12 protein-coding genes are annotated in these 21,132 nt (G+C 44.9%); 6 read left to right on the top strand and 6 right to left on the bottom strand.

Going from position 1 to position 21,132, the window contains the following annotated elements:
- Positions 1-19: 19 nt before the first annotated feature.
- The 3 genes from DWW23_RS07115 (at position 20) to DWW23_RS07105 (ending at position 2,901) form a co-directional block, all read left to right on the top strand.
- A complete protein-coding gene (locus DWW23_RS07115) occupies positions 20-1,540 on the top strand; it encodes a carboxypeptidase-like regulatory domain-containing protein (protein ID WP_187576563.1) in 1,521 nt (506 codons plus the stop codon).
- Positions 1,541-2,036: 496 nt separating this feature from the next.
- Positions 2,037-2,369, top strand: coding sequence for a 6-carboxytetrahydropterin synthase QueD (gene queD / locus DWW23_RS07110; protein ID WP_122352576.1), 333 nt, complete (start codon positions 2,037-2,039; stop codon positions 2,367-2,369).
- The gene (locus DWW23_RS07105; protein WP_122352575.1) at positions 2,356-2,901 is read left to right on the top strand and encodes a 7-carboxy-7-deazaguanine synthase QueE; all 546 of its coding nucleotides are present in this window, start codon (positions 2,356-2,358) and stop codon (positions 2,899-2,901) included. The genes queD and DWW23_RS07105 overlap by 14 nt, the downstream gene beginning before the upstream one ends.
- A gap of 98 nt (positions 2,902-2,999) precedes the next feature.
- On the opposite strand, the gene DWW23_RS07100 is transcribed toward DWW23_RS07105, so the two are convergent.
- The 6 genes from DWW23_RS07100 to DWW23_RS07075 all read right to left on the bottom strand — a co-directional run bounded on the left by DWW23_RS07100 (position 3,000) and on the right by DWW23_RS07075 (position 12,852).
- Positions 3,000-4,145 (bottom strand): hypothetical protein, encoded by a 1,146-nt coding sequence (locus DWW23_RS07100; RefSeq protein ID WP_122352574.1) that lies wholly within the window; start codon positions 4,143-4,145, stop codon positions 3,000-3,002.
- Positions 4,146-4,150: 5 nt separating this feature from the next.
- Positions 4,151-4,978 (bottom strand): caspase family protein, encoded by an 828-nt coding sequence (locus DWW23_RS07095; protein WP_122352573.1) that lies wholly within the window; start codon positions 4,976-4,978, stop codon positions 4,151-4,153.
- 236 nt (positions 4,979-5,214) lie between these two features.
- A complete protein-coding gene (locus tag DWW23_RS07090; RefSeq protein ID WP_122352572.1) occupies positions 5,215-6,555 on the bottom strand; it encodes a dihydroorotase in 1,341 nt (446 codons plus the stop codon).
- 65 nt (positions 6,556-6,620) lie between these two features.
- Complete coding sequence (locus tag DWW23_RS07085) at positions 6,621-9,779, bottom strand: glycosyl hydrolase (protein ID WP_122352571.1); 3,159 nt, start codon at positions 9,777-9,779, stop codon at positions 6,621-6,623.
- Positions 9,780-9,902: 123 nt separating this feature from the next.
- Positions 9,903-12,110, bottom strand: coding sequence for a polysaccharide lyase family 8 super-sandwich domain-containing protein (locus DWW23_RS07080; RefSeq protein WP_122352570.1), 2,208 nt, complete (start codon positions 12,108-12,110; stop codon positions 9,903-9,905).
- A 4-nt stretch (positions 12,111-12,114) separates the two neighbouring features.
- Positions 12,115-12,852, bottom strand: coding sequence for a polyprenol monophosphomannose synthase (locus DWW23_RS07075; protein ID WP_122352569.1), 738 nt, complete (start codon positions 12,850-12,852; stop codon positions 12,115-12,117).
- A gap of 230 nt (positions 12,853-13,082) precedes the next feature.
- Here DWW23_RS07075 and mfd point away from each other — a divergent pair, with 230 nt between their 5' ends.
- The 3 genes from mfd to DWW23_RS07060 are packed head-to-tail and all read left to right on the top strand — an operon-like array spanning position 13,083 to position 20,990.
- Positions 13,083-16,430: a transcription-repair coupling factor gene (gene mfd / locus DWW23_RS07070; RefSeq protein ID WP_122352568.1), complete on the top strand. Its 3,348-nt coding sequence runs from the start codon at positions 13,083-13,085 to the stop codon at positions 16,428-16,430.
- 12 nt (positions 16,431-16,442) lie between these two features.
- Complete coding sequence (locus tag DWW23_RS07065) at positions 16,443-18,344, top strand: long-chain fatty acid--CoA ligase (protein WP_122352567.1); 1,902 nt, start codon at positions 16,443-16,445, stop codon at positions 18,342-18,344.
- Positions 18,345-18,386: 42 nt separating this feature from the next.
- Positions 18,387-20,990, top strand: coding sequence for a glycoside hydrolase family 2 protein (locus tag DWW23_RS07060; RefSeq protein ID WP_122352566.1), 2,604 nt, complete (start codon positions 18,387-18,389; stop codon positions 20,988-20,990).
- The last annotated feature ends 142 nt before the right edge of the window (positions 20,991-21,132 follow it).

The raw sequence follows: 21,132 nt of genomic DNA, 5'->3' as shown, positions 1-21,132 counted from the left end.
CCTCATCGGATTACTGCTGATGACGGCTATCCCTTTGCGGGCCGACGATAAAGACAATAAAAATGTACTCGAACGTCTTATCCATATATCTAAAAGTAAGGAAACCGTTTACGATTTACTGGGAAAAGTATCCGAACAGTCCGGCTATCTGTTCATCTACGACAGCAAGATCATCGACAATGAACAAGTAGTAAAAATACCGGGTGGCAAATACTCTGTCCGGGAAGCGATCTATCGGATTACCGGCGACCGGCACCTGACCCTTCGCGTGATCGGTAACCATATCCTGATCTCCCGTCCGGTTGAAGAAACACCGGTCAAAGAGGTACCTCCGGTTCTTCCGGATACCGTAGCCTATTTCACTCTGGAAGGTATCCTGCGGGATAAATACACGAATGAACCTATCCCGTTCGCCACCGTCAGTGTCAATGACGACGGTTCCATAGGAAATGTCACAAACCAGGGCGGCGAATTCAGGTTACGTCTGCCGGATACGCTGCGCCAATCGCAGATCAACTTCTCACATGTCGGCTACCAACCCTATCAGATAGAGAGCTCTCTGTTAGCGGAGCGTTACAGCATGCTAACCCTGGAACCGAAAGTAATCCCCATACAGGAAGTGGTTGTCCGTATTGTGAACCCCTTACGCCTGCTACGGGAGATGGAAGAAAAGAAAAGTATCAATTATTCCCAGGAGCCTGTCTATCAAACCACTTTCTACCGGGAAGGGATTGAACGGAAAAATAAATTCGTCAGTCTGACGGAGGCGATCTTTAAAATATATAAAAGCCCCTATACCAGGCATGCTGTTCCGGATCAGGTAAAACTGCTGAAGATGCGCCGGATCAGTAATAACCAGGAGCGGGATACGATCATTGCCAAGATGAAATCCGGTATCAATGCCAGCATGCAGCTGGATATCATCAAGGATGTGCCGGATTTTCTGGTTCCGGAAAGCGAGGTGAACTATCCTTATGTATATGCCCATTCCGATATCACGGTAATAGACAACCGGATGGCAAATGTGATCTCGTTTGAACAACGCGAGTTCATCACAAGCCCGCTTTTAAAAGGCAACTTGTACATCGATTCGGAAAACAGTGCACTGCTGCGGGCCGAGTTTGAAATACACCCCAAATATGTGAAGGATGCGGCCAATATGCTTGTGGAGAAGAAAAGCCGTAACCTAAAGATAATCCCTCAAAAGGTGGTCTATACAGTTTCTTACAAACCCTGGAACGGCATCTATTATGTCAGTCATGTCAGAGGAGACCTTCATTTTAAGGTTAAAAAGAAAAAACAACTGTTCGGTAGCTCTCCCCTTCATGTATGGTTTGAAATGGTCGTGTGCAAAACAGACACGGACAATGTCAGCCGTTTCGGCAGGAAAGAAACATTATCAACCCGGACAGTGTTCTCTGAAACAAAATTTAATTATGATGAAAGCTTCTGGGGTAACTTCAATGTGATTCCACCGGAAGAAAAACTAAATGAAGCAATAGGAAAAATTTCGTCAAAAATAGAAGAAACAGGCTACTAAGTGGTTAAAAATCATAAAGAGGGCCTTTTCTCAAAGGCCCTCTTTATAGGTTTTTAATAGGTATTAGTCTTTAAGGCAAAAAGATTGTTTAGGTTATCTGCATGCAAAGATGTGGCATTTTATATTACTGAACAAATAAAAAAAGATATTATAAAACACATTTTTAAGATTATCGAAACTTATTTGCAGCTTCTTCTATTTTTTAACAATTGAATCTTAGCCTCCAATTATCGGTTTATCCAGGGGATAAATCCGTTCCCCATTGATTCACAAGCAGTAAGCAGGCACATATTTTGCCTGCTATTGCCATATACCCATTTTAGCATTCCTAAACTAAAAAATTCAACTTTCTAACACATGCAAAAATATAAATGTTTTTTTAATAAATCCTATAACAGTGTATAGTTTACCTCACCGGGATTTTATGTATTTTTGTCGCCGTATCGAGGTGACATTTAGATACAATATATAAACGTCTTAAATTGCACAATTTAGCATGTATACCGTAATTAAAAGAATGGAGATATCGGCTGCACACAGTCTGAAACTCTCTTATTCCAGTAAATGTGAGAACCTGCATGGTCACAACTGGATCATCACTGTTTACTGTCGCTCGAAAGAATTGAACGCCGATGGCATGGTAATCGACTTTAGCCATATCAAAGAATCGATAAAAAACAGGCTGGACCATCAGAATCTGAATGAAGTCCTGCCTTTCAATCCGACGGCCGAGAATATGGCCCGATGGATATGCGACCAGTTACCCAATTGTTATAAAGTAGAAATTAAAGAGTCAGAATCGAACACTGCAATCTATGAGAAAGATTAATCAAATTTTTTACAGCCTGCAAGGGGAAGGCTATCATACCGGCAAAGCCGCTGTTTTCATCCGTTTTTCAGGGTGTAACCTGAAATGTTCATTTTGTGATACGGAACATGAAGAAGGGACTTTGATGTCGGATGAAGAAATATTGGAGACAATCTCCGCCTACCCTTCAGACATGGTCATACTGACCGGTGGTGAACCGGCTTTATGGATCGACGACGCATTTATCGACATGCTTCACAAAGCGGGTAAATATATATGTATAGAGACAAACGGCACACGTCCGTTACCTAAAGGCATCGACTGGGTGACTTGTTCTCCGAAAGAGGGAGCACCCATCAAGATCGATCATATGGATGAAGTCAAGGTGGTTTATCTGAGACAGGATCTGTCTTCTTACATCCAGTTGCCAGCCAAACATCATTTCCTCCAACCCTGTTCCTGCCGGAATACGATGGAAATTGTCAATTATATCCTGGAGCATCCGGAGTGGCAACTTAGTCTGCAAACACATAAGTTGATCGATATCGCATAAAAAGACATAGACGGAGCACAGAATTTTGCAGACAGTTTAATCTCTGCATTTCTCTGCGCTCCGTTTATATTATCTGTCTGCAGCAATTATCGGACAGATTATTTTTTAGTAGCTAAAAGCTGCAGACAATCCTTCACATCATCCAAAGAATGACCATTGCTTTTACCTTTAGGCAAAAGTTGCCGCAGACCGACAGCCGCACCAAAAACAGAGACAGGATCTTTTATGGTGGCATAATGGACAACACTATCCATCGCCAATTGCAAGTTTCTGTCATCCAACGGTGAGAGTGTGGAAGCCGATAAGCCGGCTGCATTGAAACCAATACCTTTCATCCGTTCATGAGCCAGCGCGATATTAGTAGCCACAGCAAACTGCGTCAGTCCTCCTCCTAACGAATGTCCCGTTACATAAAAACGTTGCTCCGGATAAGTTTCCAGAAATAAACGAACCAACCCGACTGCATACAAATACATAGTATCAGCAGCGAGCAACTGATGTACATCTGTTAATACAGCTCCGATCTTCGACAGTTCCGTTCCGGCAAAAGCAATAACGATCCGGTCTTCATATCTACCCAACCAAACCTTAAACCCGTTCATCACATACAACTGACCGGTCACTTCATCATAGTGTCCCATTTTAAGACATTCAGGCAGCTCCCTCCTTTTCAATGGAGAAACTTTCTTATTAAATGTGTATCCGGTATAAGCATATTCCGAACATTCAGCCATTAAAAGAGCCTCTTCCGGAGGACAGAACGGTTGCGAAGGAATATAGGAAGCAAACGTCTTAACGTAGGAAGACCCCTTACGCAAGTTCATTACGATAGAAGCCACATCTAATTGCACAAACTGCTTTAATATTTCCAACGCTTTCTTATACAAACTGCCATATCCGGGCAACAGTTCCAGACCTTTCTTTTCCAGAGCCAATAATACCCGGTCTGCATCCGATTCTCGGTGCATCGACACCTTGACAACAAGGAGCAGGTTCTTCATCAGGTCGACCGTACCCGTCAAAACACCCAATAGGCCTTTATCCTGTACAATGCCGTTATCCTCTGCCCCAACTTCCACATCCAGCTTCTCTTCCGACAATGTTTCGTAGAGAGCTTTCATTTCCATTTGTATTTCCTCCCGTTCTACCCGATAGGCCGGATCAGATTTACTTATAACGGCAAGTTGATTCAGTTTACCATCCAGGGAAAGGAAAATATCTTCTGTTTGTTGCAACTTTTCCATCTATATTATATTGTCAGAAATTCCTGTTCCAGGAAAGTAAGATCACATTGCTCCGTCGGGTATAAATTAGGTTTTTGCTTGCCGCGTAAGCGCTTGTCCAATTTATCCACAAGTTTTTCGTGAAGCAGCGAATAATGAATCGTAGGATCTTCCTCCAGAACCTGCAATAAAGCAGTAGTGAACACACTGTTTTCATCAAATGTGAAAGCATACGACGATTGTTCGTCCTGGCAGCCGGAAATAAGTAACACGCCGGCTTTCACCTCTTTCTCATTTGCACCTTTATCCATAAGTTCGCGAGCCAGATTATCATAAAAACTTTTATTCTTAAAATAGGTCTTTCTCACATATTCTGTCGGCATTGCCTTCTTTACACAATTTTCAAGAACAGGTTCTCCCGCAGATGCTTTTGTCATTGTTCCGCTATGGCAACTATCCGATAAAACCAGGATATGAACTCCTTCTTTAAATTCAGACCACAGCAAACGTAATTCATCATCGATAAGCTCACCGTCATACAGGCACCAGGTTTCGTCCATACCATCTTCTTCATCTCCGTCCATATCCGGCAACTGGCCGCCATGCCCCGAATAATAGAAGAAAAAGATATCGCCGCTTTCCAACTCCTGAGCAGCCTCCCTTACCGAATAAATTACATTGAGACGGGTAACATTATTTCCTAAAATGATCTTCGATTTAAAACCTCGTTTCGATGCGATCTCACAAATCGCCCTGGCATCATTTTCGGGTTGAGCCAATTCTCCGTCCCAACCATCGTAATGAACGGGATCTACATGGTTCAATCCCAATACAACTGCATATCCTTTTGACATACTCTTTTAGTTTTTTAATTAGACTATTTTTTATACGGGCATAATATTAGATATTCGGGAATAAATAACCAAATTATTCCTGTAGACAGCATAAATCCTTTGTGAACGACAATAAACGGGAGTAAATAAAAACGTCGCTCCCGATGCAACACTGCGTCTCGATGAGACGTAACGTTGCGTCGAGGGGCGACGTAGGGTGTACTGTCCGTCCGTCAGGTCGGAAGGAACTTTGTATATTAGTTATATCTTACTTCCATTCCCCGTACATCGTCATCGACGACTCCATTGTCATACACCAACTGCCCATTTACAAATGTCTGGGTGATGCTATGATGGAATGTCGTACCCTCAAACGGAGACCATCCGCATTTATACAAAATATTTTCAGGAGCCACAATCCAGCACTTTTCCGGATCCACCAGAACCAGGTCGGCATAATATCCCGGGCGGATATAACCACGGCGGTCGATATGGAACAGATCGGCAGGCATATGTGCCATCTTTTCCACCACTTTCTCATAAGTAAAACAGCCTTCCGCCACCATTTCCAACATACCAACCAGCGAATGTTGTACTAACGGACCGCCCGAAGCCGCTTTCAGGCAACTACCTTCCTTTTCAGACAACAAATGCGGAGCATGGTCGGTCGCCACAATATCGATCGTATTATCATTGACTGCATTACGCAAAGCGGTACGGTCTGCCAACGTTTTAATAGACGGATTCCATTTGATCCGGTTACCATATTTGGCATAATCACCGTCGTGGAACCAAAGGTGATGCACACACACTTCACCCGTTATCTTCTTTTCACTTAAAGGGATTTCATTACTTAATAAAGTCAGTTCCTTTGCTGTCGATAAATGCAGAATATGTAAACGAGAATTCAGGCGAGTAGCCAGTTCCACTGCTTCGGATGAAGAAGCATAGCAGGCCTCTTCACTTCTGATCTTACTATGGAAGGAGATATCGAGGTCTTCCCCGTACATATCCGTATAGTAGGCTATATTACGTTTGATAACTTCTTCTTTCTCCGCATGGATAGCGATCAGCATATCTGCTTCTCCGAAGATGCGTTCGAGACTTTCTTTCTTATCCACGAGCATGTTTCCCGTAGAAGAACCGAGGAAAAGTTTCAAACCCGGTACACGACTTCGATCCAGTTTGCGGATCTCGTCCATATTATCATTCGTTCCTCCGAAAAAGAAAGAATAATTAGCCAGAGATGTTTCCGCACCACGCTGGAGCTTCCATTCCAGATCGGCAATCGAGGTAGTCTGCGGCTTGGTGTTCGGCATATCCATAAAACTGGTTATACCACCAGCTACAGCAGCACGGCTCTCACTGGCTATATCTCCTTTGTGTGTTAAACCCGGTTCACGGAAATGCACCTGGTCGTCGATCGCTCCCGGTAACAAGAGCTTTCCTTCGGCATCGATTACCTGCACACCAGAGGCTGCCACAGGGACAGCCTCTTCATACACCTCTTCTATTTTATCTCGATCGATCAGGACGGCACCCTTAAACATGCGTCCTTCATTAACTATACGAGCGTTTTTTATCAGAATCTTATTCATATACTTTGTGTTTATTTGTTACAAATGTACAAGATTCTATTCAAAAACAAGACAAGCGGGAGCAGTTATTCATAAGAATAAGCCTGAATCTCCACCGGTCCCATCAGACCGGACGATTGCAAAGGCGAATCGGCTTTCCAGAAATTCAGATTTGCCCAGGTAGCGCGTTCCTTTTCAGGCAACGCATCGTCACCGATCAAACGGTTACGCCAGTTGTTTACAACCTCCACTTCTATCACATTCTCTCCTTTGCGTAAATAATCGCTTACAGGTAAGCGGTAAGGAGTCGTCCATACGCCACCTACATATTGCCCGTTGATCTTTACTTTTGCCATTACCATGACTTTTCCCAGATCCAGGTAAAGAGCCTTTTGCGGTAACTCATCCAGCGTGATACGGTTCGTGTAGACTGCTGTTCCGGAGAAGTAACGGATCGAAGGATCTGTATTAGTTATCCAATCTTGCAACTCTGGGAAAAGAACAGTCTTTTCCGGTCCTCTTTTCCCTTTTTCAAAATTTACCTGCCAGGGAGTAGTAACCGTTGCTACAATTTCTTTGCGCGGATAATTGCGGGCTGTCGTTTCCTGCGGAGTTCCTTTCTTACGGAAAATAATGAATGAACTTTCGTTTCCTTCCAGATGAATCGGAACAGTCGTTACTCCATCGGCACATGTAAACTCAGGTAAACGGCGTATCTCAGCAGTCAGCGGATTCCACAGTTCCGGTAACTTTCCTGCTACGCGGAAGGACGGACGGACATCAACCGGCTTCTCACTCTGATTCGAGATAAAATAAATATCGCCTTCATCCGTCGTACGGTGGATAAACAGGATCGGACTATCGGAATCCACGTGCATATCAGGTTTTACCTGCAAAGCATCCAGTACAGGTTGCAAAGAGTTGGCCGGCATAAACAAACGGCCTTTTCCTATTGTACGAACAGACTCGGTCTGGTCACCCCAAAGTTCTGCAACTAATGCCTGTATTTCCTGATCGGCTGCAGGGTAGTTACTCAGACTCGGTGAATATTTCGGTGCCGGCCCCATGATAGAAGCTCCAGCCAACAATAATTCTTTGATCTTTCTCAATACTTCAGGACGCATTGTTTCCAGTTGCGGTAAGACCAGCAGACTATATTTCATTCCGCTCGGTAAAACGATCCGACCGTCTTTCACGGATGCCCGCTCTAACAATACTTCTCCATTGATATAATCGAATGAGTAACCAGCAGGAAGTGCAGGTGTACAGACACCTGTCATCTTCGGAGCATCTTCTCCGATAAAATAAGCAACATCGGCTACATAATCGCCTTCTTGCAACATGAAATTACATCTCTTCAGATAGTTGATGAACACATCGATCTGGCTGAACCAGGTATTCTTCCGGTTAAATTCATTACCGAACCAAGCTGCCATTCCCGGCTCACGGTCTTCATACGGCTGATGAATGAACACATGTAACAACGTACTGTTTATACCTTCCGTAAAGAAACGGTCTCCACGTTGTTTCATCAGGTAAGGATAACGGCTGAATGCCGGTCCTCCGCTGGTGAACGATTCAGCCCAAATACGCCGTTTGCCATAAATATGTCCACAAGAAGAAGCTGCTCTGTTTTCGATATCACCCAAAGAGCCTTCACTCCAGAATTCACCTGCAATCTCGTCGGATTGGCCGCCATATTGCAGGAATTCGCCCGGATAACCCCAATGACCGTAATTCTCCAGCCAGGTAGTCAATCCATGCTGATGGCAAACATCACGCAAGCCACCTACATAATCGTAAGAAACACGGTCGGATACCAAACGACGTAAATCCCAGAGGAAACGGTCAGAGATATCAGGATTTCCAACCACTACTCCATTCAATACAGGCAGATACGGAATGGGATCATATCCGTAACGTTCTTTGAAAACGTCGATCATATCGTCCGTCCAGTTTTGTCCTCCGGTTTCATAGCTATCCTGAACAACTACTTTAAATGTCTTACGGTCAGCTTCAGGGATACGTTTCAATATCTCACCGATAAAGGCATCGAAATGGAACGCAACATGTTTCTTACTCATCTTGTCGATCTCAGGACCGGTTGCTTCGGGAGCAGCCGGGGAGTTCGTCACACCTGTCGGTAACATAACCATTCGGCGGATTACCCAGTTGCCTTCCGGCACTTCCCAATCCAATACGCCATTCTTCGAGTTGGCTGTCAGATTTTTGATATCATCCGGCGATACCAGTAATGAGGCATTACTAACAGCCGGTTGTTTTTCCCACAGATAATCATCCCACATAGGCAGCGGGGTCTGGAACATCTTAGCCAACGACTTTTCTGGGTAACGTTCTACCATCGGAGCAGAAGAAAGCGTTACCTGGCCACTGGCTCCACCTTCCTCAGACATTTCCAGACGGAATTGTGAAGCAGTAATTTCAGGGAGAGATATAACGACCGGAGCATAAGGATCAAAACCAACATTCAATGCCGGATTGCTGCGGTCGATCGTAAATTGTCTTACCAGTTCTTCTTTACCATCCTTCTTCACCCACAGTTTAGCAGATGTTTTGAAAGGAGTGTTCACCTGATAAACCAGTGTACGGACCGTTTCATCCTTACCCAGATTTAACTCGGAAGAAGAGGCTTGTCCGGATTTCTTCGTTATAGTCCAGCTTTTCTCGATTGCCGGTTTCTCGGATGCCGGATAAGCGATCACACAAACCTCCTGTTCGTCTTTTCCTACGGAAGGTAAAGTCAGTTGCATACGTTTCGGTCCGGAAACGATCGTATCGGAGGAAGTCAGATAACGCATGGCCTGATTGCTTTTTACCCACGGACCGCCAGACTGGCTCCATCCCGGGCTATTGAAAATACCTATTTCAATATTCAGCTCCGTCGCTTTCTTCAATGCGGCATGCGTGATCTCCCACCATTCGGGACTTAATAATTTATTTTTACCATACTCAAGTTCATTGATACCGATATTTCCGATAAATGCACGATTGATACCAGCAATTTTCATTGCCTCCAGATCTCGCTCTACTCCTTCTTTAGAGATATTGTCGGAGATCCAATACCAGTAAACACCGATCTGTACACTATCAGGAATCGATCGGAAACCTTGTTCGATACTCGCAAAAGAATTATAACTACCCGACGCTTCCGTCTTATCATCGCATGACAGGAAACTCAGACAAGAAAGAAAACATACAGGTAATAAGTGTGTTATTTTCGCCATAATACATAAATTTAGCTATTACAATGAAGTTTATGCGAGCAAAAATACACCATCTATACCTCTCGGGAACTTATAAAAATGACAATATATATTTCAATTATGATAAAGACGAGCATGAACCTGTTACCTGATATGTTTTACCAATGGAGCACTGATGACAGGAGTAACAGATATGCTCTGACCGGACACCTGACCGGCCGGTTGCATGATCTTCAAAGCATAGTCATTGATCTTCAAAGATAAAGAGGTTTGCATATGTGTCGGATCACTTGCCTCAACACGGATCGCACCGTTCTCAACAGAGAGCATATAGATACCCGGAGTTTGTATTTCCAGTAGCATATCATCCGCTAAACGGATATTTCCTGCCTGATAAGCGGTAATATAAAAACAGTTATCTATCCCGACAGCCTGCATATTCTCATCGTTAGAAAGCACCCGGATATCATCCGTACAGAAAGAGGCTGTCCGGTCAGTCGAAACAGCAGGCAAGATAAGATATTGATAAGAAGCCGGAGATTCCTTCGGATGACGGATATATAGAGAAACGGCCTCTCCTTCTACTGTTTGCGGTGTATACGATCCCATAAAATCAGACCAGCTTCCGGAACGTTTTTCAGAGATCGATACGCTATTCGACGGTTGCATCAGGATATATCCTGTACTGTCATGGTAAAAACGTAACGCTTTTCCGGTTGCTGTAAAGGTACCGTTCACCGTGTTCCAACGGTTATTCTCCAGATAGGAAAGTTCTCCCCTTTTCTTCCGTTGATCGATCGAAGTCGTTAAGTTCAATGTACTGTCTGTTTTTATTCCGGCACCCAGACACAAAACATAATCGTCCGTCATAATCCAGGCTTTGCGGGCATGAACTCCATCACGGTTTAAAACCATTGCGGTCATGCCTGTATGTCCATCCGTTACGCCACCGACAAAAGAACTTTCATTGCGGGTATGTGCACCATACGAACGGGGACTTGGTACCGGAGCATCGCTTTCGTAAGAAGTGATTCCGGGTATCTTGCGCCAGTCCCAGAAAGGAAATACATTCAGATATTCGTCTCCATGCCGGTAAATATAAGTGGCACCGTCACCCATATAGAAACCTTTCAAGTTATCTTCATTCACCAATTCGGTTCCGATCACCCGTTGGGATGCCATCTTTACTGAAGCCATCCATGCCGGTGCACGGTGGACCGTCTGATCCGAATCCCAGAAATGTTTTTGTCCGGTGAATACCGCTCCATCCGAAGACTGAGGTGGGAAATTATCGTTCAGGAAAGCATCCAGCTTTTCCACATCAGCAGGCGTACTTCCTTTCTTGAGCGAATTTGCTGCATTTCCGATCGCAAGTGCTTTATGGATAGGCGCATTATGGAATAACTGGCGGTCGAGTGCATTCACATCCATATATCCCCGCCAGATGATCCAGCGGTAACCTTCCGTCAATAGATTATTCAATATTGCTTGTTGTTCGGCATTCAAGGCAAATGAGGTCCCGGCAAACAGTTCCGAGTAAAAACTCATTTCTCCCAGATAGGCCAGTCCGTAATTACCGAACTGCTGCTGCGGTCCGTGCTGATGAAAACTCCAATCGCTTTTAATGCCTTCCTCACGTCCGGTCGTTATCTCGGACATAATTGTATCGCGGGCAGCTTTCACCAGATCGTAATCATCCAACAGCAACCCTTTCATCAATACATTTCCTGCCAACCAAACCTTATTCTGTCCGGTCATACCGAAACGCGCGTTATCCATTACTTTCACCGCTTCTTTCAGTTCATCAGGCCGCATCTGTGTACGAAGCAAAAGAAAAGCAGGCCCGAATGTCTTAGGAATACCTATCTCGTTATACCACCAGTTCTTACAAACAGGCTTCGTGCGAAACCAATAATCGAGCGCCTGATGGATCACCGTAGAGAAACGGGGCGACCAGGTACAGGAAGGCCCCTCGGCATGATATAGTTTAGCCAGCTCCAATATACGGTCTGCATGTTTTTTGGCATCCCAGCCCGAACGCTTGGTATCGTTATAATCGATATCCGGCCACGAACCGTCTTCATTGATGTTATCCATATACTCCTTGATCTTATCCAGATTAAAGGGATAACGTTGATGTAACTCCACGACTACCTGATCGGACATCTCTGTCTCCGGTGGAATACCTGCCAGTATGCGATTCAACAAATCGGAGTCATTATTGGAATCGATCAACGACCGCGTATAATTCTGCCGGATCTGCTCCAGTTCATTCTGTTGTGTCTGCGAGAACACTTTCACAGGCAAAAACAAGAATGCGGCTAACAAGAATGTGTTTGTAAGGAGTCTCATGATTTCACTTCTTCTGCGGATACTTACGGAAAAAGCTCCACCACTTCAGTTTAAGCACGCCGAACAAAGCTTCTCCGAAAATAGACGAATTCATCTTCGATGTTCCCAACACACGGTTAATAAAGATGATAGGTACTTCCACCAATTTAAAGCCGCACTTATAAGCAGTAAACTTCATCTCTATCTGAAAAGCATATCCTTTGAAATGAATATGATCGAGATCGATCGTTTCAAGCACTTCCCGGCGATAACATTTGAAACCGGCAGTCGTATCCTGAATCTTCATCCCCGTAACAAAACGGACATAGACGGAGGCATAATAAGACATCAGCACACGTCCCAACGGCCAGTTCACCACGTTTACTCCATTGCTGTAACGTGAACCGATAGCTACATCTCCCCCCTGTTCCGTACAGGCTGCATATAGTTTCGGAAGATCGTTCGGGTTATGGCTAAAGTCGGCATCCATCTCGAATACAAAATCGTATTTATGCTCGATAGCCCACTTGAAGCCACAAATGTAAGCAGTGCCCAATCCTAACTTACCCTGTCTTTCCACTATGAAAAGACGTTCGGGAAACTCTTTTTGCAAACGTTTAACAATATCTGCTGTTCCGTCAGGTGAGCCGTCATCTATAATCAAAATATGAAATTCTTTCTCCAACCCAAACACCGCACGGATAATATTCTCAACATTCTCTTTTTCGTTGTAGGTAGGAATAATAACAATACTGTCTGACATAATCTCCTTTATAATTAGTTGACAGTTGACAGCTGACAGTTGACAGTCTTTAGACAGCAAGATCCGCCGGACTATCATCAATCGATTATCAACTTAAACGCGAAGGTACATATTTTAGTTGATTTAAACTTATTAGTCTATATTATTTTGAACAAAAAGTCTACCTTTGTGAAACATTACGGTGACACTTGTATCTGTCAACTGTCACTTGTCAACTGTCAACTATTTTAATGGAGGTACAAGAATTACTTAAGATATTTGCCGCCCATCCACAAATAACCGCATTAGATACCCTTTTGAACGGTAATACGTCAAACAATATATTCCTCAAAGGGTTGAACGGTTCGGGCGCTGCAATGATAATCGCTTCTCTTTTTTTAAAAAGAAGGGGGAGCTATGTGTGCGTGCTTAACGATCAGGAAGAAGCCGGTTATTTCTATCATGACCTGATGCAACTGACCGGAAGCAATGATATTTATTTTTTCCCATCCGCTTACCGGCGTGCAATCAAATACGGGCATATCGACCCGGCAAACGAAATACTTCGTACGGAGGTGCTCAGCGTACTTCAGGACCCTGAAGCACCGTTCGTTATTGTCTCCTATCCCGATGCACTGGCTGAAAAAGTGATTTCACGTGAGGACCTGAAACAGAATACACTGAAGATCAGTGTCAGGGAAAAACTGGATAATATGTTCGTTTCCGATGTACTGGACGAATATGGTTTCGAGCAGGTTGATTATGTCTATGAACCGGGGCAGTACGCCATACGCGGTAGTATTCTGGACGTGTTCTCTTTTTCTTACGAGTTTCCTTACCGTATAGACTTCTTCGGGAGTGAGGTGGAAACAATCCGTACGTTCGATGTAGAGACGCAGTTATCCAAAGAGAAACTGGAGAGTATCTATATCGTGCCGGAAATGAACAAGAGTAACCGGACAAATACCTTATTACTGGACTCCCTGCCTCCGAAAACGATACTCGCAACGAAAGACCTGGCATGGACCAAAGAGCGTATCGATAGCCTGTGGAATGAAGAACCGGTTATCGGCGATGAAGAATCGTTCAGCGATATCAGTAAGATGCGTGCAAAACTGGTTACCGGAGATGATTTCCTGCGGGCAGCACTGAACTTCCGCCGAATGCATTTCGGAATGCGTCCGACCGGAGTAGCAGATACAACGCTTACGTTCAGTACACAGACACAGCCTATTTACCATAAAAATTTCGACATGGTGAGCGAGTCTTTCCGGAATTATCTGGAGAACGGCTATACATTATATATATTAAGCGACGTAGAAAAGCAGGCAACACGTATCCGTGCCATCTTTGAAGACCGGGGGGAAAACATCCCTTTCACTTCGGTCAACAAGACAGTACACGAAGGGTTTGCGGACGATACATTGCGCATCTGTCTTTTTACGGATCACCAGCTGTTCGACCGCTTCCATAAGTTCAATCTCAAAAGTGAAAAGGCACGGAGCGGAAAGATTACTTTGTCGTTAAAAGAGTTGAACCAATTCACTACCGGCGATTATATCGTGCATATTGACCACGGTGTCGGACAGTTCGGCGGTCTGGTACGTACCGAAGTGAACGGCAAGATACAGGAAGTGATCAAGTTGATCTATCAGAACAACGATATTATCTTCGTCAGCATACATTCACTGCACAAACTATCCAAATATAAAGGGAAAGATAGCGGCGAGCCGCCCAAGCTGAACAAACTGGGAACCGGTGCCTGGGAAAAGATGAAGGAAAAGACCAAGAAGAAAGTCAAGGACATAGCCCGCGACCTGATCCTCCTTTATTCCCAACGCAAACAGGAAAAAGGTTTCTCCTACTCTCCGGACAGTTTTATGCAACATGAACTGGAAGCGAGCTTCATCTACGAAGATACGCCCGACCAGATGAAGGCGACCGGCGAAGTAAAAGAGGATATGGAAAGTTCCCGCCCGATGGATCGTCTGATCTGCGGTGACGTAGGTTTCGGAAAGACCGAGGTAGCGATACGCGCGGCTTTCAAAGCCGTATCCGACAATAAGCAGGTGGCAGTATTGGTTCCGACGACAGTACTTGCTTTCCAGCATTTCCAGACTTTCTCGGAACGTTTGAAAGATTTCCCCTGCCGGATCGATTATATCAGCCGGGCAAGAACTGCGGCACAGATCAAGGCAACTCTGAAAGACGTGGCCGACGGACAGGTGAACATTCTGATCGGTACGCACCGTATCGTCAGTAAAGATGTCAAGTTCAAGGACCTGGGATTGCTTATTATCGATGAAGAGCAAAAATTCGGTGTATCCGTTAAAGAGAAGCTCCGTCAGATGAAGGTGAATGTAGATACGCTGACAATGACGGCAACACCTATTCCGCGGACATTACAGTTCTCATTGATGGGCGCCCGCGACCTGAGCAGCATCACGACTCCCCCACCCAACCGTTATCCGGTACAGACAGAGGTGGAACGTTTCAACCCGGATATCATCCGCGAAGCCATCAATTTCGAGATGAGCCGTAACGGACAGGTATTCTTTATCAATAACCGCATTCAGAACATTTATGAAATAGAGACGCTGGTCCGCCGGGAAGTACCCGACGCCCGCGTGGCAGTCGGACACGGACAGATGGAACCGGAGAAACTGGAAAAGATCATTCTCGACTTCGTCAATTACGAGTATGATGTGTTAATCGCCACCAGCATCGTGGAAAGCGGTATCGACGTACCGAATGCCAACACCATCATCATCAACAACGCACAACAGTTCGGCTTATCCGACTTGCATCAATTGCGCGGACGTGTAGGACGAAGCAACCGCAAGGCATTCTGTTACCTGCTCTCTCCCCCCCTGTCCTCATTGACACAGGAAGCACGCCGCCGTTTGCAGGCAATCGAGAATTTTTCCGAACTGGGAAGCGGTATCCATATAGCCATGCAGGACCTCGACATTCGTGGGGCGGGTAATATGCTGGGGGCCGAACAAAGCGGTTTCATCGCCGACCTCGGATACGAAACTTATCAGAAAATCCTGGAAGAAGCAGTCGATGAACTCAAAAGCGAAGAGTTTGCCGACCTGTATGCAGACTCGGATGAAGGTAAACGTGACTCGGGTAGTGAATATGTCCGCGAAACTTATATTGAAAGCGATCTGGAACTAATGTTCCCACCTACTTATATTCCAAACGACTCGGAACGTATTTCCTTGTATCGTGAACTGGATAATATGGAAGAGGAACGGGAGATACTAGCTTTCACGGAACGTCTGAAAGACCGTTTCGGAAAGATCCCGAAAGAAGGTAAAGAGTTGATCCGCATCGTTCGTCTTCGCCGGATGGCGAAGAGGCTGGGCATGGAAAAACTGGTTCTGAAGAAGGGGCAGATGAGCATCTTCCTGATCAATAATCCGGATAGTCCGTATTATCAGAGCGAGGCTTTCGACAAGTTGCTAGCCTTTATACAGAAACATCCACGTGAATGTAACCTCCGCGATCAGAATGGTAAGCGCAGTATCGTGATAAAGAATGTCCGTACAGTAGAAACCGCCTGCGCATTAGTAGAAGAAATAGAAAAATCATAAAATGAAGATGTCATGAGAAGAACATTGGTAGACCTTTTTGAAAACTCGGTGAAATTATATCCCGACAACCCGTTTTTATGGGAGAAGACAACAGACAAATTCGAGCCTACCACCTATATACAGGTTAAGGAACAGGTTTACACACTGGGAGCCGGACTGGTTGCCCTTGGAGTAAAAAAAGGCGATAACATGGCCCTGCTCAGTGAAGGTCGCAACGCCTGGATCATCGGTGAGTTAGCCATGTTCTATGCCGGAGCTACCAATGTTCCCCTCTCCATCAAACTGGAAGAGGCCAACGACCTGCTGTTCCGTCTGACGCATGCCGATGTGAAATATATCATGGTTTCCGGCAACCAACTGAAAAAAATCCGTTCCATCGTCGACAAACTACCGTTACTTCAACAGATCATCATCTTCGACGAACAACAAGAATATCAGGAAAAGGAAATATCCCTGTCTAAAATAATAGAGATGGGAAAAAAATATCTCGGTACACATCCGTTAGACGAGTTCCTGGCTATCGGGCAATCGCTGACCAATGACGATTACGCCACAATCACCTATACTTCGGGAACGACTGCCGACCCGAAGGGCGTCATTCTCACCCATCGCAATTACACGGCAAATGTGGAGCAATCTCTTACCTGTGTGGATATCGACGATACCTGGCGCACGCTGGTCATCCTTCCGCTCGATCATTGTTTCGCCCACGTAGTAGGCTTCTATATATTTATGTATAAAGGGGCTTCGGTTGCTACCGTACAGGTTGGAAAAACAGGTATGGAGACATTGAAAAATATACCTGTAAATATCAAAGAGTTCAAGCCATTCTTAATATTGAGTGTTCCGGCCCTTGCCAAGAACTTCAAGAAAAATATCGAGCAGGGTATCCGTGCACAGGGTAATATGGTCAACCGCCTGTTCCATATGGGACTGGACGTTGCCTATACCTATAACGGTGACGGAGGCGATGACAAAGGACGTGGCTGGAAGTTCTTGCTAAAACCGCTAGTCAATCTGTTCGACAGCATCATCTTTTCCAAGGTTCGCGAAAATTTCGGAGGTGAACTGAAATTCTTTATCGGCGGCGGTGCCCTGTTGGATAAGGACCTGCAAAAATTTTATTATGCCATCGGACTACCGATGTATCAGGGATACGGATTAAGTGAAGCGACTCCTGTTATTTCAACTAACGGTCCGCGTCATCACCGGTTCGGTAGTAGCGGTATATTGGTTCAGCCACTGGACTTGAAGATATGCGACCTGGATGGAAAAGAACTTCCTACCGGTGAAAAGGGAGAGATCGTTATCCGGGGTGAAAATGTGATGGCAGGTTATTGGAAGAATCCGGTGTCTACCTCCGAGACCATTAGGGATGGTTGGCTATATACCGGGGATATGGGCTATATGGGAAAAGATGGTTTATTATATGTATTAGGCCGTTTCAAAAGTTTGCTGATCGGTAGCGACGGAGAGAAATACAGTCCGGAAGGCATCGAAGAGGCTTTGGTCGAACACTCATCCTGTATCGACCAGCTCCTGCTTTATAACAACCAGAATCCTTATACGGTGGCGCTCCTGGTTCCGAATAAAGATCATCTGAAAAGGCATTTGGCACACCTGCAACTCGACCTGAATACTGAAAAAGGAAAAGAAGAAGCAATCCGTATCATACAGAAACAGATCAACCGGTTCCGTAAAGGCGGTGACCTGGCATCTATGTTCCCCGACCGGTGGTTGCCGACGACATTTGCCGTCCTGCCCGAACCGTTCACCGAACAGAACGGCATGGTGAACAGTACGATGAAAATCGTACGCGGCAAAGTAGAAAAGGCGTATACTGCCCGAATCGACCATCTGTACACACCGGAAGGTAAGAATCCGGTAAATGCCGAAAACTTAAAGTCATTATAAACGATATTGCTAAATCCAAATAAATCACTAAACACAATAATTATGCGTTACAAAACTGTATTATCCGCTGTCGCCCTTGCCACTTTGGCTACGACCACTCCGGCCCTGGCAGATGGCGTCGCTAAACAAAACATCGATAAAGGTTGGACCTTTAAACAGGTCCGCGGTAATAACTGGTATCCGGCAACCGTACCAGGTGTCGTTCAAACCGACCTGATGGATAACAAGATCATCGAAGACCCGTTTTTTCGTCTGAATGAGCGGAGTATTCAATGGATAGACAAAGAAGACTGGGAATATAAAACAACATTGAATGTATCCCCGGATATCTTCAATAAAGACAACATTGAACTGGATTTCAAAGGACTGGACACGTATGCGGACGTCTATCTGAACGACTCGTGTATCCTCAAAGCCGACAATATGTTCCGTGAATGGACGGTAAACGTAAAGAACCTGTTGAAAAAGGATGACAACGAACTTCGTGTCTATTTCCATTCACCCATCAAAGTAGACCTACCCAAGTTCGAAGCCTTAAAGTTCCCCGTCGAGGCTGGCAACGACCAATCGGAAAACGGTGGTATCTTCGATAAAAAGGTAAGCATCTTTGCCCGTAAAGCCGGTTATCATTATGGTTGGGACTGGGGACCCCGCATCGTCACCAGCGGTATCTGGCGCCCCGTCTATCTGGTCGGATGGAATAATGCACGCATTGACAATATCTTTTATGACCAGACAAACGTAACCGCCAAACGTGCCGATATCAAAACCCGTGTACAGGTCGTAGCGGATAAAGACGGTGAAATTACGCTGAACATCAAAGCTGACGGTATCAAAAATACCTGGACGAAAAAGACACAGGTGAAAAAAGGTATCAACGTAATAGAAACCGATCTGACCGTTAATAACCCGAAACTCTGGTGGTCGAACGGTTTGGGTGAAGCTCACTTGTATCCGTTCACTGCAACTATCAGCATGGATAATAAGATTGCCGACAGCAATACTACAAACATCGGTATCCGCAGTATCCGTGTCATTAATAAGCCGGACAAAGACGGCCATACGTTCTACTTCGAACTGAACGGTGTACCGGTATTTATGAAAGGTGCCAACTATATTCCCCAGGATAACTTCCTGCCACGTGTTACCGCCGAACAGTATGAAACGACAGTTATGGATGCGGTCAATGCCAACATGAACATGCTTCGTGTATGGGGAGGCGGTATCTATGAAGAAGACCTCTTCTACGATCTTTGTGATAAACACGGTATTCTGGTTTGGCAAGATTTCATGTTCGCTTGTAGCGTTTATCCGCTGACACCGGATTTGGAGGAGAATATCCGCCAGGAAGCAATCGATAATGTGATTCGCCTGCGCAATCATCCAAGTCTGGCAATCTGGTGCGGAAATAATGAAATCCACACAGCTTGGTTCAACTGGGGGTGGATGAAAAAGTTCGATCAATACGGTGTAACAGAACAGCTACGTAACGACACCAAAAAGTTATTCAATGGTATTCTGGCTGATGTGGTAAAAGAATATGACCCTACTATTTTCTATTGGCCGTCTTCGCCTTACGGTGGTGATCCGGATGCCAAATGCGAAAGTGGTAAACCGAACTGGAACCCGAATGGTGATGCCCATTACTGGGGGGTATGGCAAGGTGTCGATTCTGTTGCGCACTTCAACAAAGTGAAGGCCCGTTTCTTCTCAGAGTACGGCTTCCAGTCTTTCCCTGAATATCAATCTGTACTGAAATATGCACCGGAAAAACGTGACCACGATATTTATTCGGATGTGATGATGGCGCACCAGCGTGGCGGACAGATTGCAAATTCACGTATCGAAAACATCACTTTGGAAGAATATCGTAAACCGAAAGATTTCCCCAGCACACTTTATATGAGTATCCTGCTCCAGGGAGACGCCATGAAGACTGCTATGGAAGCTCACCGACGCATGATGCCTTATAATATGGGTTCTCTGTTCTGGCAGCATAATGACTGTTGGCCTGTCGCTTCCTGGTCCAGCCGTGATTATTACGGACGTTGGAAAGCGCAACATTATTTCACGAAAAAAGCTTTCCGCGACATTTTGGTATCTCCAATCGCAGAAGATGGTATATTAAATGTATGGGTAATATCCGACCGCTTGAAAGCGGTTAAAGGGAAACTGGATATTCGCGTAATGGATCTGAAAGGCTCTGTGTTATTTACAAAGAACAGCAATATCACATTACCTGCCAATACGAGCAAGATTCAGTTTTCCGCCCCGGTAGAAAGCTTGGTGGCTGGTAAGAACCTGAACGAAGTCGTAGTAAACGCCCGTTTCACCGAAAATGGTAAAGAAAGCGAAGTGATCTCCAACAACTACTTCTTTACCCGCTATAAAGATATTGATTTCCCGAAAGCAGATATACAGATGACTTCCGTTCCTGCTGGTGACGGTTTTGATGTAACAGTTCAAAGCGATGTTTTTGCCCGTGCTGTATTTTTAAGTATCGACGGCATCGACAACTTCTTCTCCGACAATTATTTCGATTTATTACCCAATGAACCGGTAACAATCCATGTCACTACCGAACTGGATAAGGATTCATTCGACAAACAGTTGAAATACCAAAGTATTGTGGATGCTTATAACTAAATAAAGGAAGGGCCCTGATTGGAAGATCAGGGTCCTCACCCTTCATTATCATCCACCTTGATTAAATATTATTAATAAGGCTTACACGGCTTCAACCGGGAAAAATAGTACCTTTGCCAACTGCATTATCCGAGAAGGAATA

This window comes from Parabacteroides sp. AF14-59 (assembly GCF_003479515.1).
Lineage (GTDB): Bacteria > Bacteroidota > Bacteroidia > Bacteroidales > Tannerellaceae > Parabacteroides > Parabacteroides faecis.
The sequence above is the reverse complement of the archived record's forward strand: the minus strand, read 5'-3'. Positions and strand labels throughout refer to the sequence as shown.

Bases quoted from the DNA above. Each gene is read 5' to 3' on its own strand.
- DWW23_RS07115 (WP_187576563.1), top strand. From the start codon at position 20: ATGACGGCTATCCCTTTGCGGGCCGACGATAAAGACAATAAAAATGTA.
- queD (WP_122352576.1), top strand. From the start codon at position 2,037: ATGTATACCGTAATTAAAAGAATGGAGATATCGGCTGCACACAGTCTG.
- DWW23_RS07105 (WP_122352575.1), top strand. From the start codon at position 2,356: ATGAGAAAGATTAATCAAATTTTTTACAGCCTGCAAGGGGAAGGCTAT.
- DWW23_RS07100 (WP_122352574.1), bottom strand. From the start codon at position 4,145: ATGGAAAAGTTGCAACAAACAGAAGATATTTTCCTTTCCCTGGATGGT.
- DWW23_RS07095 (WP_122352573.1), bottom strand. From the start codon at position 4,978: ATGTCAAAAGGATATGCAGTTGTATTGGGATTGAACCATGTAGATCCC.
- DWW23_RS07090 (WP_122352572.1), bottom strand. From the start codon at position 6,555: ATGAATAAGATTCTGATAAAAAACGCTCGTATAGTTAATGAAGGACGC.
- DWW23_RS07085 (WP_122352571.1), bottom strand. From the start codon at position 9,779: ATGGCGAAAATAACACACTTATTACCTGTATGTTTTCTTTCTTGTCTG.
- DWW23_RS07080 (WP_122352570.1), bottom strand. From the start codon at position 12,110: ATGAGACTCCTTACAAACACATTCTTGTTAGCCGCATTCTTGTTTTTG.
- DWW23_RS07075 (WP_122352569.1), bottom strand. From the start codon at position 12,852: ATGTCAGACAGTATTGTTATTATTCCTACCTACAACGAAAAAGAGAAT.
- mfd (WP_122352568.1), top strand. From the start codon at position 13,083: ATGGAGGTACAAGAATTACTTAAGATATTTGCCGCCCATCCACAAATA.
- DWW23_RS07065 (WP_122352567.1), top strand. From the start codon at position 16,443: ATGAGAAGAACATTGGTAGACCTTTTTGAAAACTCGGTGAAATTATAT.
- DWW23_RS07060 (WP_122352566.1), top strand. From the start codon at position 18,387: ATGCGTTACAAAACTGTATTATCCGCTGTCGCCCTTGCCACTTTGGCT.